Consider the following 16368-nt stretch of genomic DNA (forward strand, 5'->3'; position numbering starts at 1 on the left):
AAAAAGGGTGAAATTATGAAAATCAAATCTATTGAACCTACTCCAAGTCCAAATACCATGAAAATTAATTTGGATGAGCAACTTCCAATGGGGAAGAGCAATAATTATAAGAAAGAGACAATGGAAGGGGCTCCGAATGTAGTACAAGAGATTCTCAATATTGAAGGAATCAAAGGTGTTTATCATGTTGCTGACTTTTTAGCGGTTGAGCGCAATGCCAAATTTGACTGGAAAGATCTTCTTCCACAAGTTCGAAAGGCTTTTGGAGAAGATGAGGATGGAAACCATTCTTCTCGTCAAAGGATGAATGAACATTTTGGGGAAATCCAAGTTCAGGTTCAAATGTACAAGGGGATTCCTCTTCAAGTGAAATTGACAGATGGGACAGAAGAAAAACGATTTGGGATGCCTGAACAATTTACGAAACTCGTTGCAGAACTTCAAGACGACGAAAACTATATTTTACAACGAAAGTGGAAGGACCACGGAGTTCGTTACGGTGAGTTTGATGAAATCGGACATGAAGTGGTTGATGAGCTAATCGCAGCGTATCCAGAGGAACGCTTGAAGGAAATCTCGGCTCAAGCGAAGAGTTCGGATTCTGTAGTGCAACTACAGCCACGGAAAAAAATAAAGGTTGCACCAGAAGATTTAAATGAACCGGATTGGCAAAAACGTTATCAGCTGTTAGAGCAAATGGAAGATCCGACGATAGAGGATTTACCTCTCCTAGATAAGGCTCTAGCAGATGAAAAAGCTTCTATCCGAAGACTTGCAACCGTTTATTTAGGAATGATCGAAGATAAAAAGGTTTTACCTTTTCTATACAAGGCATTAAGGGATAAATCCGTTACCGTTAGAAGAACGGCTGGTGACTGCCTATCTGATTTAGGCTTTGAAGAGGCAGCAGATGAAATGGCAGAAGCTTTAACAGACAAGAGTAAGCTTGTGCGCTGGAGAGCGGCGATGTTCCTCTATGAGGTGGGTGACGAGAAAGCACTGCCTGCATTAAAAGCTGCCGAAGATGATCGAGAATTTGAAGTTAGCATGCAAATTAAGCTAGCAATTGAAAGAATCGAGCACGGAGAAGAGGCAAAAGGTTCGGTCTGGAAGCAAATGACGGAAATGAGAAATAAATAAGACATCATAAATAAAGCACAGCTCCAAATTTTGGAGCTGTGCTTCGTTTATGAATGAATCTGAAATTGGACAGGAATATCTTTTTCATTAATAGGTAAAAACTCATAACCTAAATTTTTAAGAGACTCAATGATTGTCGGTAACGCTTTAGCGGTAACTTCTTTATCATGGAAGAGGATAACAGGAACTCTGCCGCTTTTGTATAATTTCTGTACTTGGTTTAGGACCGATTGGGTAATTTTCTTCTCGCTATGGTTATTCCAATCATTACTGTCTACATTCCAATCCCACATCACGTAATTGGCTTTATCAAGTTCAGCCTTTTGGGCAGTTGTTAAGTGGGGAAAGCTACCGAAAGGAACGCGAATAATATTCACGGATTCACCTGTAATAGATTTCACTGATGTTTCACATGTATTCATTTCATCAAGAGGAGACAAATTAGTCTTATAAAATTTAGAAACCTGGTGAGAAACTCCGTGGCAACCAATAGTATGACTATTCTCTTTAACAGCTTGGACGACTTCAGGTTTATTTAAAATATTATTGTTTAACATAAAAAAAGTAGATTTTATTTCAAATTTGTTGAGGATCTCTAGAATGTCATTTGTATACTCAGTAGGTCCATCGTCAAATGTCAAATAAATCGGTTGAGTCACTTCGTTTTTCAAAAAGCGTTTAGTAAAGACGTCACTTTTTATTTGGAGTTCACTTATTTTTTTCCTATGAATCCGATAAGAGCTTTTATTTAGCGTAGTAGCTTCTACTTTAGATTCGAATGTTAAATGTCTTCCTAGAATAATAGAAGAAGAAAAAATAAAAAAGGAAATACAAAACAAAGTGGAAAATATGATCAGTCTTTTTCTAGGTGTCATGCTGCGGACTTCCTCTCCTACAAAATATCTTTCTATTATAATAGGACAATAGTAGACAAATTTATAGTGGAATTCGACAAATTTTGGAAGTTATAATATTAAGAATATTCAGTAATTAAACATTATTCAATGCTCGTAAATTGCTTCACTGCTGTAAAATATAGTATGCTAATAGTGGAAATCAATTTAGGAGGGATGTTCATTATGTCAATGGCATATGAAGAATATATGAAGCAAATGGTACGCCCTATGCGTGAAGAGCTTGTTCAAGCAGGGTTTCAGGAACTACTTACACCAGATGATGTGGAAAATTTCATGGAAAAGGCAGAAGGTACAACTTTAGTCGTGGTTAATTCGGTCTGCGGATGTGCTGCAGGACTTGCTCGCCCAGCTGTTACTCAGGCTGTCCTGAGAACTGACAAAAATCCTGACCAGCTCGTGACGGTTTTTGCAGGACAAGAAAAAGAAGCAACAGCAAAAATGCGTGAGTACTTTGAAGGGTATGAGCCTTCTTCACCATCAATGGCGATTCTTAAAGGTAAAGAGGTCGTTCACTTTATCCCTAGAGACGATATTGAAGATAACGCAATGGAAACGATCATGGAAAACCTATTAGTTGCATTTGAAAACCATTGTTAAAAATGATGAGAAAGGATGTCGCTGGGCATCCTTTTTTAATTCGTTGATTAGATTAATAATGAGAATTTAGGTGGATATATGTTTGTGACTACAGCAGGACGCACAAATGAGATAATGATAGATGAGGCTAAGAATGTAGCGAAGGATTTAGAAATTGAATATATACCTAGACAGAAGCGTTCTGTTTTAGCACTTCAAGAAATGTACGATGATGATTGTATTGTAGTAGGGAAGGAACGGTTAGAAATGTTTCCTTATGGGGAAGGGCAACCATTTTTCTTCCATCCTAATTCAAGTATGTTTCGTCTTAAGCGATTAAAAAAGGGAGAGAGCGATCCGTTTATCGATGCTTGTCAGTTGAAAAGAGGTTCTCAGGTTTTAGATTGTACATTAGGTCTAGCCTCAGATAGCATCGTGGCAAGTTATGTGGTAGGGAATGAAGGGAAAGTGGTCGGAATTGAAGGGAATCCCTACATTGCATATATTGTACAAAATGGATTACAAACCTGGGAAACGACGATACCAGAAATAAATGCAGCGTTGAACCGCATTGCAGTCATAAATCACCGCTCACTTGACCATTTAAAAAACTTGGATAATTGTAGTTTTGACTGTGTGTACCTTGATCCAATGTTCGAGGAAAAAAATCTAGAATCGGATGGGATTAAAGGCCTAACAAAGTTCGCTTTATACGAGGACATAACGGAAGAATTGATTAACCATGCAAAAAGAGTTGCGAAAGATAGAGTTGTATTAAAGGATCATTATAAAAGTGAGAGATTTGCAAAGTTTGGCTTTCACGTATTTAAGCGCAAAACAGCTAAATTTCATTATGGGGTCTTACAGATACGGTGATTAATTACCACTGTATCTGTAAGTAAATTAATCAGCTATTGCTAAATAAACGAAATATGCGAGCAAAAGTAGGCTGCTTAAAACAATAAGAATCGTCCAATCCATAACTCCACACTCCTTTCATTATAATAAATATCAAAAAAATGAAACTTCTTTTCCCATATTTCCGTAATAAATGTATAATTTATTCTATAGCAAAATTCTATTATTATACATTCGAAATTCGTTATCTGATCATTTCTGGGGGAATTCGTGATGGACATACATAGTGCTAGTCGAATGCAAGCTTTCCAAGAGAATATTTTCACGGAGTTAACAAATGTCAAAAATGCCAAAGCGGCACAAGGCATTGAAATAATCGACTTAAGCATTGGGAGCCCAGATCTGGCACCTCCTGAATTTGTTCTCGATATTCTATCAAATACAACAAAAAATCCAAATAAGTATGGATATGCGATAAAAGGGACAGAGGAATTTCATCAGGCGATAAAGAATTATTACATAAGAAACTATTATGTCGACTTGGACAGTGATCATGAAGTCCTTTCATTGATGGGTTCGCAAGATGGGATCGTTCATTTACCGATGGTCCTTTGTGACCCTGGAGATTATATTCTCGTTCCTGATCCAGGATATACGGCTTATTCAACTGGTGTATCGATGGCGGGAGCTACGATTTATCCAATGCCTTTGAAAAAGGAAAACGGGTATTTACCGAACTTTGAGGAAATTCCTCCAGAAGTTTGTGAAAAAGCACGACTGATGATCATAAACTTTCCGGGCAATCCGATTCCAGTCGTTGCCACAGAAGCTTTTTTTACTGAGTCCATTGCTTTTGCGAAAAGACATAATATTGTGATTTTGCATGATTTCGCCTATTCTGAGCTTTATTATGATAAAAAGCCTTTAAGCTTTCTATCATTTGAAGGAGCAAAAGATGTCGGAATTGAAATGAATTCCTTGTCGAAGAGCTTTAATATGGCGGGCTGTAGGGTTGCATATGCAGTAGGAAATCGTGAGGTTATTAAGCTATTAAGGATGTTGAAATCGAATTTGGATTATGGCGTATTTTTGCCGATCCAAGCTGCTGCAACAAGGGCGTTAGAAGATACATCCGAATTTTTACAAGAAAATCGTTCCATTTATCAAAATCGAAGAGATATTTTAATCGAAGGGTTTAAAAAAATAGGGTGGAATGTAAAATCTCCTGAAGCGTCTATGTTTATATGGGCAGAAGTTCCTCCGGGATTTACATCGAAGGAATTTACTTTTACATTAATGGAAAAGGCAAAGGTTGTTGTCACTCCAGGAAATGCATTTGGAATATGGGGCGAGGGTTATGTAAGAATTGCGCTTGTTCAAAAGGATGAAATATTAAGAAAAGCGTTACAACAAATAGAGAAAAGTGGATTATTTCACTCAGTAAGGGAGGGATAAGCATGCCAAAGTGGTTACGTAAATCATTTGTTGTGTTGGTGACAGTTTTAACTTTTGGACTTGTTTCTCCTTCACAATTATATGATCTTGTTGATGATAAGCCTGCGAAACGTGATACGATTCAATCGAAAGCTCAGGAAAGTTCTCCAACACATAAAGAATTCACTCTTGTTCACTCTCCGTCGAACGACGATGTAATTGATCAATTATTAAGGGATGCAGAGTCACAGTCTTACATGAAGTTTGGGGAGAGAATTAGACCGGTTATAGAAGATGAATTCAAAGAAATCATTTTACCGAATATTGAACAGGCCATTCAATCTATCGCTGCACACTATGAAGAAAGTCAAATTCAAAATCTTGTCATATCAGAAACTCCAACAGGAGGAGACTCTGAGAAAATATTCCATATCGCTGACAGGGAGAAAAATGAAGAGATTATTCGTTTTCATGTGAGGAAAGACCATCCCCCACAGGCAGGATATTGGTTTAATTTTCATTATCATACGAGTGTGGATAGTTTTGAGGAACACCATGAGTTAGGTTCTATTTATTGGGCGAAAAACACGCCACCAAAATGGATGAGTTAAGAAATTACGGTGAGGGTGCTGAAAAGTTATATATAATCAGTCTCAATAATTGAATTTCATCGTCATTTATGAAAAAATAATGACATGTTTTGAAACTTTAAAGAGTGGATAATCGTAATACTATAATAGGAAATGAAAGAACTTCTATATGGTAGAGAATAAAATGTTACAAGTTGATAACATTTAAGAAGTGAAATCATTAAAAAATGGAGGTAATGAACATGGCAATTAGTTTATCAAAAGGACAAAAAGTTGATTTAACAAAAACGAATCCAGGACTTACAAAAGTGGTCGTTGGATTAGGCTGGGATACAAATAAGTATGATGGTGGGAATGATTTTGATCTTGATGCTTCCATCTTTTTATTAGGAGAAAATGGTAAAGTGGCCTCTGAAAGTGATTTTGTTTTTTACAATAATACAACTGGTGGCAATGGTTCAGTCGTACATACTGGAGATAACAGAACAGGTGAAGGAGACGGGGATGACGAGCAAGTGCAGGTTGCCTTAAATGATGTCCCGCACGGCATACAACGTATTACTTTTACCATTACGATTCACGATGCTGATGCTCGAAGCCAAAATTTTGGGCAAGTATCTAATGCATATGTAAGAGTTTTAAATGGAGATACTAACGAGGAACTTATTCGTTACGACCTTGGAGAAGACTTCTCGATTGAAACAGCTCTTGTTGTTGGAGAATTATATCGTCACAATGGTGAGTGGAAGTTCAGTGCCATCGGTAGTGGCTACCAAGGTGGACTAGGAGCACTTGCGACAGACTTTGGTTTACAGGTTGGATAAATAACCATATGTTAGACAAAAAGGGCTCGGCTGATGCCGAGTCTTTGTAAAGAATTCATTTATATACCATTTTGGGAGGAACATCTTGAATGTCAATAATACAAGGAATCTTAGATACTTATGCCCAATTTTTTGATTGGCACATGTGGGTGGAGGCATTAAGTAATCCTGTATCATGGGGATTAATTGGAACACTTATCATTATGGAAGGTTTGTTATCTGCTGATAACGCCCTCGTACTTGCAGTAATGGTAAAGCATTTACCAGAGAAACAAAGAAGAAAGGCGTTATTTTATGGATTACTAGGAGCATATATCTTCCGGTTCCTTGCCATTGGTGTTGGGGTTTACCTGATTGAATTTTGGTGGGTTAAAATACTTGGTGCTGGATATTTAGCATGGTTAGCCATCAAGTACTTTATGGATAAAAGGAAAGAAAATGAAGAAGAAGATGAACTGGAAGGAATTAACAAAAGTGGTCTTCTTATCCGTTTGTTTGGTAATTTTTGGGGAACGGTCGCTGCGGTTGAATTAATGGACATTGCTTTCTCAATCGACAGTGTATTAGCTGCCTTTGGAATTAGCCAAGAAATTTGGATTCTACTTTTAGGTGGTATGCTTGGAGTACTTATGATGCGTGGTGTAGCAGGTGTATTCTTAAAGCTCATTGATCGTGTTCCAGAGATAGAAACGACAGCATACGTACTTATTTTAATTATTTCAGTCAAAATGTTACTAGGTGTCTTTGATATTCATATCGACCATATCTACTTCTTCATTATTTTACTTATTGCTTTTGCAGTAACGTTTATCATTCACTTCAGAAACAAGAAAAAGGAATCTGAAGCTCAAAATTCTTAAATACACACATAAATAAGGCATATACAGATGAGAAAGGGAACAGACACTTTAGTCCGCTCCCTTTCTTTTTATAAAATAATAGGAGGAGAACGTAAAATGAGATTATTTTCAAATTTATTTAATGATCAATTAAAGCGATATTTTTATAAAAGCCCTTCTTCTTTTACTAAATATTCTCCTCGTGAAATTCTTTCATATGGGCTAGGTGGAACTTTGTATATGCCAGCAACAAAAAAGAATATCAACGAGGATATTTTGACAAAAAAACATGTCGGATTAACGTCACTCGTCATCTGTTTAGAGGATGCCATCGGAGATAATGAAGTGGAGAAAGCTGAGCAAATGCTCCTCCATGAATTGTCCCAACTGTACGAAGGAATTGAAAGAGGGTATATCGATATCGAGGAGCTCCCTTTGATCTTTATTCGTATAAGAGATAGACAACAGGTAAAGCGTATAGTTAAGCTACTTGGAACAAGAAGAGAAGTGTTAACAGGAATTGTCATCCCGAAGTTTCGTCAGGAAAATGGGGAAGCCATTTTAAATGAAATTGCTCATTTACATAGTAAAAGTTCTCCGATGTATGCCATGCCGATTCTCGAGACAAAAGAAATTATTTATAAAGAAACAAGAGGTCAAGAATTGCTGGCTATTAAAAGCCTCTTAGACCAGTATAAAGACATAATTTTGAACGTTCGAATTGGGGCAACTGATTTCTCCGGTCTTTTTGGTATTCGTCGCAATTCGGATACAACGGTTTACGATATTGCGGTGATCAGAGATTGTATTGCGGATATTATCAATATGTTTGTAAGATTAGATAGTCCTTATGTCGTCTCAGGCCCAGTTTGGGAATATTTCTCTTCACCTGAAAGAGTACTAAAACCACAAATTAGAGAGACTCCTTTTCTAGAGAAGTATGGAAAAGAAGGATTAAAGCTTCGTCAGGAAATCATTGGAAGTCATATTGATGGCTTCATAAGGGAAATCCTAATGGACATTGCAAACGGGATAGTAGGTAAGACCATTATCCACCCTACACATATTCAAGCTGTACAAGCATTAAATGCCGTATCGTATGAAGAATATACAGATGCTGCACTTATTCTTGCTGAAGGGAACGGAGAAATCGGGGTATTAAAAAGCTCATTTGCCAATAAAATGAATGAACTTAAACCTCATTTATACTGGGCCCAAAAGATCATGTTAAAATCGGAAACTTATGGGGTGCTACAAAATGAATACACATACGTCGACCTTCTCAAACAAGACAATTACGTATAATATTTTAGACGAGTTAAAAGTGAATTTATCCATTCAAGAAAATCCTTATCAGTTATCATTAGATGATTTATTTGAAATGGCGGCAAGAATTAATAAAAAACGTGCTTTTTTATTTGTCAGTAAAGTTCTTGGCAAGCATATTCCCATTCTTCCTCAAAAGGGTATTCACGTAGGAGCCCTTTTAGCAGCAAGATATTTGGAGGTTGTTAAAGGGATAACACCTAAGGGACTTCATGAATTACGTAAACAATTTAATCAAAATGATTTTCCAGCAGACATCCCCGTAATTGTCGATGAGAGCAATCATCCACTCATTATCGGCTTTGCTGAAACAGCAACCGCTCTTGGACATGCCTTTTTTGAAGCATTTCGAAATGCTGAATACTTTCATACAACTCGTGAGCAATTATTAGACGTGGAGCCAATTATTACGTTTGAAGAGGAACATTCTCACGCAACCTCTCATCGAGCCTATCTGCAACCAGAATGGTTAGATCGTAATAATGAGATTATTTTAGTAGATGATGAAATTACAACCGGAAAAACAACGATAAACATCATTCGCTCCATCCATGAAAAATTCCCAAGGGATACTTATACAATTGTTTCGATTTTAGACTGGCGTTTAAAAGAGCATGTGGAACAATTTCAAGCATTGGAGAAAGAACTAGGGATTACGATTCATTCAGTAAGTTTAATAAAAGGTACGGCTGATGTAAAAGGAACAATTGAACAGGCGAATGTGCAAGAAGAAGTAACAGATGATGCATTACAGGTAAATCAGAATATCATTTCTATTCCTGTTTCATTACCATCAGCTATTTACATAAATGGTCTTGAAAGTGCCCCATATACCCGTTTTACAGGTAGGTTTGGTATTACTTCAGAAGAACAAAAAGAGGTAATAAAGTGGACGAAAGAAGTAGCCCAGATGTTAAAAAAATACAGAAATGGCTCTAAAACCTTGGTTCTTGGTTCAGGAGAATTTATGTATTTACCGATGAAAATAGCCGCCTATATGGGAGAAAATGTGTACTATCAATCTACTACAAGAAGTCCGATTTACCCACTTCATCGTGAACGCTATGGGGTCAAAAATCGTTTTTCCTTTCTAAATCCAGAGGATGATTCAGTGCAACATTATGCTTACAATATTCATCCGAATCAATATGATGATATCTTTCTATTTTTGGAAAAAGAAGTTGAATTTGAACAATTACGTCCAAAGTTAGACGAATTGAAGAAAACACAAATTACAGATATCAAAATAGTGTATTTAAGTGAGAAGGAAGGTGCCTCTAAATGGATCCAGTATTAGCAACGTATCGTAAAATAGGTTCCTACTCTGAAGAAGATGTGAAATTCCTATTAAAGGACTTAAGTGAACTCCATTTAGAAGGCTCCACAGAATCGAGGGAAAAAAGAATCCAATCAGGCGAGCATTATAGTGAATCACTACCAGTTGAGTACCAACCGCCAAAAGAATATTTAAAGCTTTTCCATGATACATTAGACGAATATAAAAAGATCGTGGCCCTTAATGTTGGATTGGTTGCAGAACAAATCGTACGTTTAAAAGGAAAAGATGCCGTTCTTGTATCTCTAGCAAGAGCGGGGACACCGATCGGTATTCTCATTAAAAGATATATTGAATGGAAATATGATATAAATTTACCGCATTATAGTATTTCGATCATTAGAGGCAGAGGTCTGGATGTTAATGCCATTAAATATATTCTCCATCATCAACCAGAAGGAAAGCTACAATTTATCGATGGTTGGACTGGAAAAGGGGCTATCTCTATTGAGCTCACAAAAACATGTCAGGATTTAAAAAACAACGAAGGGATCGAGCTAGATGATACATTAGCCGTACTCGCAGATCCTGGGCATTGTACAACGCTCTTTGGAACGCGTGACGATTTTATCATTCCTAGTGCTTGTCTAAATTCGACTGTTTCTGGTCTTGTCAGTAGAACCGTATTAAACCGTAAGTATATTGGGCCGAATGATTTCCATGGAGCGAAATATTACAAGGAATTAGAATCGGAAGACTTATCAAATGAATATTTGGAGACGATATCGGCACAGTTTCCGTCTATTATAGATGAAGTTTCTCAACGAATGGATCATTTTTCAGAGACAGAAGAAGTTACCTTTTCAGGAATTGAAACAGTAAAGCGAATTATGGAAGAGTTTGATATTGATGATATTAATTTTGTGAAACCAGGAGTTGGAGAGACAACTCGAGTCCTATTAAGAAGGGTACCGTGGAAAATTCTTGTGAAAAATTGGGAAAGTCCATACGTAAAGCATATCTTGATGCTCTGCGAAGAACGGAGTGTACCGGTAGAACATTACCCGGACATGGATTATACTTGCTGCGGACTAATAAAGAATGTGAGGTAAAAAAAAGTATGATGTTTGCATCAGACCTCGATCGAACGCTTATATACTCAAAACGTGCGATGGAAGAATATTCGCTAGTAGATGAGTTAGAGCTAATTGCAGTAGAAAGGAAAGAGGAAAAAGAAGTTTCGTTTATGTCAAAAAAGGCGCTAGATTATCTTGGTAAACTATCTTCTAAGCTAATGTTTGTTCCTGTTACAACCCGATCACTTAGCCAATATAAAAGGGTATCCTTTCAGGGGATTGTACATAAGTATGCTGTGACAACGAATGGAGCGATTATTCTTTACAATGGGAACCAGCTCTCAGAATGGAACGAGAAAATCTCGAAAGAAATAAGAAGCACTTCCGTATCCATGGGGGAACTAGTTGATTTGCTTTTAGGCCATTTCACGATAGATGGAGACTTAAGATTTGTAGAGGAGCGATTTGTTTATTATTACTTAGAAAAAGATATAACTCCTGAACTCCTGTCTGAGGTCACCAAATTTTCCGAGGAAAAGGGCTGGCGTGTTTCCTTACAAGGAAAAAAACTTTATTTCGTCCCGAGACCTTTGTCAAAAGGGAGTGCGATTAAGTACATTCAGGAACGAGAAGGGATATCGACTTTAATTGGAGCGGGTGATTCGTTGTTAGACGATGATTTTCTTCAATTTTGTCAGCATCCATTCGTTCTTGGACATGGAGAACTTAACCGTTATCCCCTAAAAGAGCATTATAACGTAATTGAACAGCTCGGTGTTAAAGGTGGAGAAGAACTGTTAAAATCCATACATGCGATCTTGGAAAATGAACAAAGCTAAACATTTATTTTTTATTTAATTTGTCGTGCTTCCACAATCCTAAAATAGAATAGAAACTAAAGCATAAGAAACCAAATCCAATAAAAATGAGTAGAGCTAAAACAAAAGACTGATGCAATGGGTAGAGCATATAGGAAAAAATAAACGACAAAAGGAAAAAATCCAAATAAACAAAAATCCGAGAAAACATAATATCTTCTATTGTGGTTAACTCCTTTTGGAGGTCCCCGGTTGCTTTCAGACGATATAGTAATCGCATAATAAGTTTCACCTTCCTAATAAATCCTTTTACTTCCTGTTGGATTCCTACAACATATGCGAAGACAAGAAAAAAGGTGAAATGGGGGATTGGAAGGTTCTTATACGGTTTTCTCTGCAGGAACATGACTCAAGGATGTCCATTTGTCTATCCTAAATCAATACTCCATCTTAAATAAAAAATGAAACTTTTTTCAACATTTCTCGTAATAGAAAATATAGCATTCTTAGAAATCGAAACGATAACTGTGATATGATGGTAGTATACATATATCATTGAAATGTAGAAGAGCTTTGTTAAAAGGGAAGGGATTTCATGAATCCATCTTACAGTCATTTAGTTGCACATATAGTGCCCTTGTCTTTAGAGACATGGGTATCAATGCTTAAAAGAGCGAATTCGGAACGGCCTCGATTTCAGGCTGAAAAAGGGACAATCCACATTGGCCAAGTGGTCGCTCGGTTTTTAGGGATTGCGATAGATGAAGATGAGTACTATAACCAGCTATTCGAATATGTTCATGGGGAAGAGAAGATTGTAAGTCTTCTTAGCGAAGAGACGCTTGATAAAAAAATAGATAATCAGCATTTTCAAGCGATACAGAGAGTATTGAATATCAATCAAGAACAAAAGCTGTCCATAAATCGATTTGTCGCATTTTTAGACGGAGAACAGCTCCTCTTAAAATCAAAACAATCAGCCCTTCATCGCAAGCTTCGAGAGGCGATGATTGATACGCTCAAGCTATTTGATGAAAGGGAAGCTCAAGGTTTAAAAAACCATGAACTACGGCGAGTGTTAGTGGATTTAGTGAAGTGGTCATTTAATCATCTACAACCAGAGCTAGAGACAAGCGAGCCTGAGAAGCATCTACCGAAATTTCTTTGGTATGGTGACTTTAAGAAAAGTCATTTTTACTTTTTCTATTATTTGCTAAAGGTAGGCTGTGACCTTGTCGTCTTTAACCCTAATGGAAGCGATATTCTGTCTGAAATAGATCCAAATGGAGAGTTAACCTTTGTTCATCATTATCCAGGGCAAAAGGCAGTGGAAGCATTCCCGGTTGAAAAAAGAAGTCGCAAAGCAACGGTTGCCTACAGAGCCTCAAGAGAAATCGAATCGATCCTTAACCATGAAGGATCTGGTTTATATAAACCATGGCAGCTCAGAGACTACACACCAACTTCCATTACGTTAAAAACAACCTATGACGAACTGTTTATTTTATCAAAAGAAATCGCCATGATCCGACCAGATTTTGAAGTGAGTAATGGTGTTGTTAAGATTCCGACTGTATTTGCAAAGGTACAAGGAGTGAGTCGCAATCGAAAGGAATATTGGGATCGCATACATGGGATTACAGAAGGGGAAGCGAGTTTACTTATTAAACAATTCCCGTTTTCAAGTTCAGTAAATAATGACTTTCGCTTTCATTATCGAGATGCTTTAGAACGAGATGGTCTATTGAGTGTCGAAAAAATGACTCGAAGCAATTATTGGAGATACAGTCATCTTCCAACGGGGCTGCAAATGGGAATTGCTAATGCGATCCGAAACATTTGTGCGAAGCCGGCTCTAAAGCCTGTTTATAAGGAAACAATGGATGATGTGAAAATGTATCTATTTACCCAAGGAATGCAGATCCCTCCCAATGTTTTACAGCTCCTGCAACAGTTCGATTATTCTCAAACTGTTCCGAAGATTATCCTTTTTAATAATGAATTAAACGGAACGATGACGAGAACCGATGCAGCATTATTATTGCTTCTAAATCAATTTGGGATCGACATCATTTTATATAATCCTCCTGGTCATAATGATATTGAAAACTTTGTAGAAGACCATTTGTATGACACGCACTGGCTAGAAGATGTCGTCTTTAATTTAGAATTTCGAGAACCTTCCATTGTGAAGCGACTGTTTCGCCAAGGGTTTAGAAGAACTTAAAATACATGTAAGCAAAAAATATAGAAAAGGTGGATGAGCATATGAACCAAATTGAAAATGCACAGCTTGATTTACTTGTGAAGGAACCTGAAGATAAATTATCAGAAACAAAGGTATCCGAGATAAAGCTGGCACTTCGAAAAGAACCAGAAGTTCAACAGCTAGCCCGTTCAATTGATGAAAAAGATCAGATTCAAGTGCTAGAATTTGGGAAAGAGCCAGCAGTTCAAATTTCAAGGTTTTCTGATCAAATTTTAAGTAATATGAGAGCTACCAAATTAGAGGATTCTGGTGAGTTATTAAAACAGCTTGGACGAATCATGGATAAATTTGATAAAAAGGATTTTGAACAAACTTCTGGTGGCCTTTTTGGCAAGCTGTTTAAACGTGGCGAAAAGTTAATTGAGAAGCTATTTGGTAAATATCAAACAATGGGTGGAGAAATTGACAAAATTTATGTGGAAATTTCTAAATATCAAGGTGAAATGGTAGATTCCACTCAAATGCTTGACCAAATGTACGAGCAAAACTACCAATATTACTTTACATTAGAGAAATATGTAGTAGCTGGCGAAATGAAGGTCGAAGATTTGAAAAAAAATCAGCTACCACTGCTTGAATCAAGAGCTCAATCAGGAGACCAAGTAGCCGCTATGCAACTTGACACATTAAGAAGTGTGATCGAACTACTAGAACAACGAATCTATGATTTAGAAATGGCTAAAATGGTCGCTTTGCAAACAGCACCACAAATCAGATTACTCCAAAGAGGTAATACAAAACTAATTGGGAAAATCAATTCAGCATTCGTTACCACTATTCCTATATTCAAAAATGGACTGATTCAGGCAGTAGCTGCGAAACGTCAAAAGCTAGTGGCAGATTCCATGAGTGAACTTGATCGTCGCACAAATGAAATGCTTCTTCGTAATGCGCAAAATATTTCTCAACAAAGTGTGGATATTGCAAGACTTGCCGGAGGACCAAGCATCAAGATTGAAACGATTGAGGAATCTTGGAATGTGATTATGAAAGGGATGCAGGAAACAAAATCAATTGAGGAAGATAACAAGCGCTTAAGAGAAGAAGGTACGAAAAAGCTTGAACGTTTACAGGATAACTTTAAGAAGATGAAGCTTCAAGGGAATGCTTAACTGCGATTCATTTGAAGGGTATAGCAATAACTAGAAATTATTAAAAAATACATATAGAGGTGAATGAAATGGCGATAAATTTACAAAAAGGTCAACGAGTTGATTTAACAAAAGGAAATCCAGGTTTATCTAAAATTTTAGTAGGACTTGGTTGGGATCCAGTGGAAAATCGTGGAGGCGGTCTGTTAGGTTCATTATTTGGAGGCGGGGGCGGTTCTAATATTGACTGTGACGCCTCAGTTATCATGCTTGGTGATGGAGATAGACTACGAAATAATAATGATGTTATTTACTTTGGAAACTTGAAAAGCAGTGATGGAAGTGTTCAACATACGGGTGATAATTTAACTGGTCATGGTGATGGAGATGACGAACAAATTAATGTTGATTTAAGTAGAATCCCATCACATATTCAAAAGCTTGTGTTCGTTGTCAATATTTACGATTCTGTGAAGAGAAGACAACATTTTGGCATGATTCGAAATGCATATATACGTGTTGCGAATCCAACAAATGGGCAAGAATTAATTCATTACAATTTAAGTGATGATTATAATGGGAAAACAAGCTTAATTGTGGGAGAAATATATCGGAATGGTGCTGATTGGAAATTTGCTGCCGTTGGAACAGGTACAACAGCTGCTAGTCTTGGAGAGTTAGTAAGATCATACTCGTAAGTATTAAAACTTAGCAATTTCCTTCATATAAAATCAATTAAGAGGTGAGAGAATGAGTAGTATTAACTTATCAAAAGGACAACGTATTGATTTAACGAAAACAAATCCAGGTTTAACAAGAGTAATCGTTGGATTAGGCTGGGATACTAATCGCTATGACGGTGGTCAGGATTTTGATTTAGATGCCTCTGCCTTCTTAACAGACGAGAATGGAAGGGCTACTCAAGATTTAGATTTTATATTCTACAATAATTTAGTCCATCCTTCAGGTTCTGTCGAGCATACAGGAGATAACCGTACTGGTGAAGGAGATGGAGACGATGAACAAATCAAAATTGATTTCAGTAAAGTCCCAGTAAACGTTAGCAGAATTGCGATTACGGTAACAATCCATGATGCAGAACAGCGTAGTCAAAACTTTGGTCAAGTATCAAATGCCTTTGTACGCGTCGTAAATGCAGATTCGAATGAAGAGGTTTTACGATATGACCTTGGTGAAGATTTCTCTGTAGAAACAGCCGTAGTCATTTGTGAGCTATATAAGCATAATGGAGATTGGAAATTCAATGCGGTTGGAAGCGGATTTTCTGGAGGACTTGCAGCCCTTTGTCGTAACTTTGGCTTACAAGTGTAATC

General features: G+C 37.1%; 16 protein-coding genes. 15 read left to right on the plus strand and 1 reads right to left on the minus strand.

The window, feature by feature from the left end; all coding sequences use genetic code 11:
- Nucleotides 1-15: 15 nt before the first annotated feature.
- Nucleotides 16-1140 (plus strand): conserved virulence factor C family protein, encoded by a 1125-nt coding sequence (locus AA0X71_RS09885; protein WP_413361691.1) that lies wholly within the window; start codon nucleotides 16-18, stop codon nucleotides 1138-1140.
- 47 nt (nucleotides 1141-1187) lie between these two features.
- On the opposite strand, the gene AA0X71_RS09890 is transcribed toward AA0X71_RS09885, so the two are convergent.
- On the minus strand, nucleotides 1188-2015 hold the full coding sequence (locus tag AA0X71_RS09890) for a polysaccharide deacetylase family protein (RefSeq protein WP_413361692.1): 828 nt from the start codon (nucleotides 2013-2015) through the stop codon (nucleotides 1188-1190).
- 204 nt (nucleotides 2016-2219) lie between these two features.
- Here AA0X71_RS09890 and AA0X71_RS09895 point away from each other — a divergent pair, with 204 nt between their 5' ends.
- From AA0X71_RS09895 to AA0X71_RS09960, 14 genes are all read left to right on the plus strand, one after another.
- The gene (locus AA0X71_RS09895) at nucleotides 2220-2654 is read left to right on the plus strand and encodes a BrxA/BrxB family bacilliredoxin (protein ID WP_413361693.1); all 435 of its coding nucleotides are present in this window, start codon (nucleotides 2220-2222) and stop codon (nucleotides 2652-2654) included.
- Nucleotides 2655-2732: 78 nt separating this feature from the next.
- On the plus strand, nucleotides 2733-3509 hold the full coding sequence (locus AA0X71_RS09900) for a class I SAM-dependent methyltransferase (protein WP_413361694.1): 777 nt from the start codon (nucleotides 2733-2735) through the stop codon (nucleotides 3507-3509).
- Nucleotides 3510-3764: 255 nt separating this feature from the next.
- Nucleotides 3765-4946, plus strand: a complete 1182-nt coding sequence (locus AA0X71_RS09905; RefSeq protein WP_413361695.1) for an LL-diaminopimelate aminotransferase — start codon at nucleotides 3765-3767, stop codon at nucleotides 4944-4946.
- Between the two features lie 2 nt (nucleotides 4947-4948).
- The gene (locus tag AA0X71_RS09910; protein WP_413361696.1) at nucleotides 4949-5536 is read left to right on the plus strand and encodes a YpjP family protein; all 588 of its coding nucleotides are present in this window, start codon (nucleotides 4949-4951) and stop codon (nucleotides 5534-5536) included.
- A gap of 221 nt (nucleotides 5537-5757) precedes the next feature.
- A complete protein-coding gene (locus AA0X71_RS09915; RefSeq protein WP_413361697.1) occupies nucleotides 5758-6339 on the plus strand; it encodes a TerD family protein in 582 nt (193 codons plus the stop codon).
- 89 nt (nucleotides 6340-6428) lie between these two features.
- Nucleotides 6429-7199 (plus strand): TerC family protein, encoded by a 771-nt coding sequence (locus AA0X71_RS09920; RefSeq protein ID WP_413361698.1) that lies wholly within the window; start codon nucleotides 6429-6431, stop codon nucleotides 7197-7199.
- A gap of 96 nt (nucleotides 7200-7295) precedes the next feature.
- Entirely contained in the window at nucleotides 7296-8483 is a 1188-nt protein-coding gene (locus AA0X71_RS09925) for an HpcH/HpaI aldolase/citrate lyase family protein (protein ID WP_413361699.1), read from the plus strand.
- Complete coding sequence (locus AA0X71_RS09930) at nucleotides 8437-9801, plus strand: phosphoribosyltransferase family protein (protein WP_413361700.1); 1365 nt, start codon at nucleotides 8437-8439, stop codon at nucleotides 9799-9801. The genes AA0X71_RS09925 and AA0X71_RS09930 overlap by 47 nt, the downstream gene beginning before the upstream one ends.
- On the plus strand, nucleotides 9786-10892 hold the full coding sequence (locus tag AA0X71_RS09935) for a cysteine protease StiP family protein (protein ID WP_413361701.1): 1107 nt from the start codon (nucleotides 9786-9788) through the stop codon (nucleotides 10890-10892). Before AA0X71_RS09930 ends, AA0X71_RS09935 begins: the two co-directional genes overlap by 16 nt.
- A gap of 8 nt (nucleotides 10893-10900) precedes the next feature.
- Nucleotides 10901-11695, plus strand: coding sequence for an HAD family hydrolase (locus tag AA0X71_RS09940; RefSeq protein WP_413361702.1), 795 nt, complete (start codon nucleotides 10901-10903; stop codon nucleotides 11693-11695).
- Nucleotides 11696-12269: 574 nt separating this feature from the next.
- On the plus strand, nucleotides 12270-13901 hold the full coding sequence (locus AA0X71_RS09945) for a YceG family protein (RefSeq protein WP_413361703.1): 1632 nt from the start codon (nucleotides 12270-12272) through the stop codon (nucleotides 13899-13901).
- A 41-nt stretch (nucleotides 13902-13942) separates the two neighbouring features.
- Nucleotides 13943-15055 (plus strand): toxic anion resistance protein, encoded by a 1113-nt coding sequence (locus AA0X71_RS09950; RefSeq protein ID WP_413361704.1) that lies wholly within the window; start codon nucleotides 13943-13945, stop codon nucleotides 15053-15055.
- Between the two features lie 68 nt (nucleotides 15056-15123).
- Nucleotides 15124-15732, plus strand: a complete 609-nt coding sequence (locus tag AA0X71_RS09955; RefSeq protein WP_413361705.1) for a TerD family protein — start codon at nucleotides 15124-15126, stop codon at nucleotides 15730-15732.
- Between the two features lie 52 nt (nucleotides 15733-15784).
- Nucleotides 15785-16366, plus strand: coding sequence for a TerD family protein (locus AA0X71_RS09960; protein WP_413361706.1), 582 nt, complete (start codon nucleotides 15785-15787; stop codon nucleotides 16364-16366).
- Nucleotides 16367-16368: the final 2 nt, after the last annotated feature.

It is taken from the genome of Robertmurraya phoenicis (assembly GCF_047302285.1).
In the GTDB taxonomy this organism is placed as follows: Bacteria; Bacillota; Bacilli; order Bacillales; family Cytobacillaceae; genus Robertmurraya.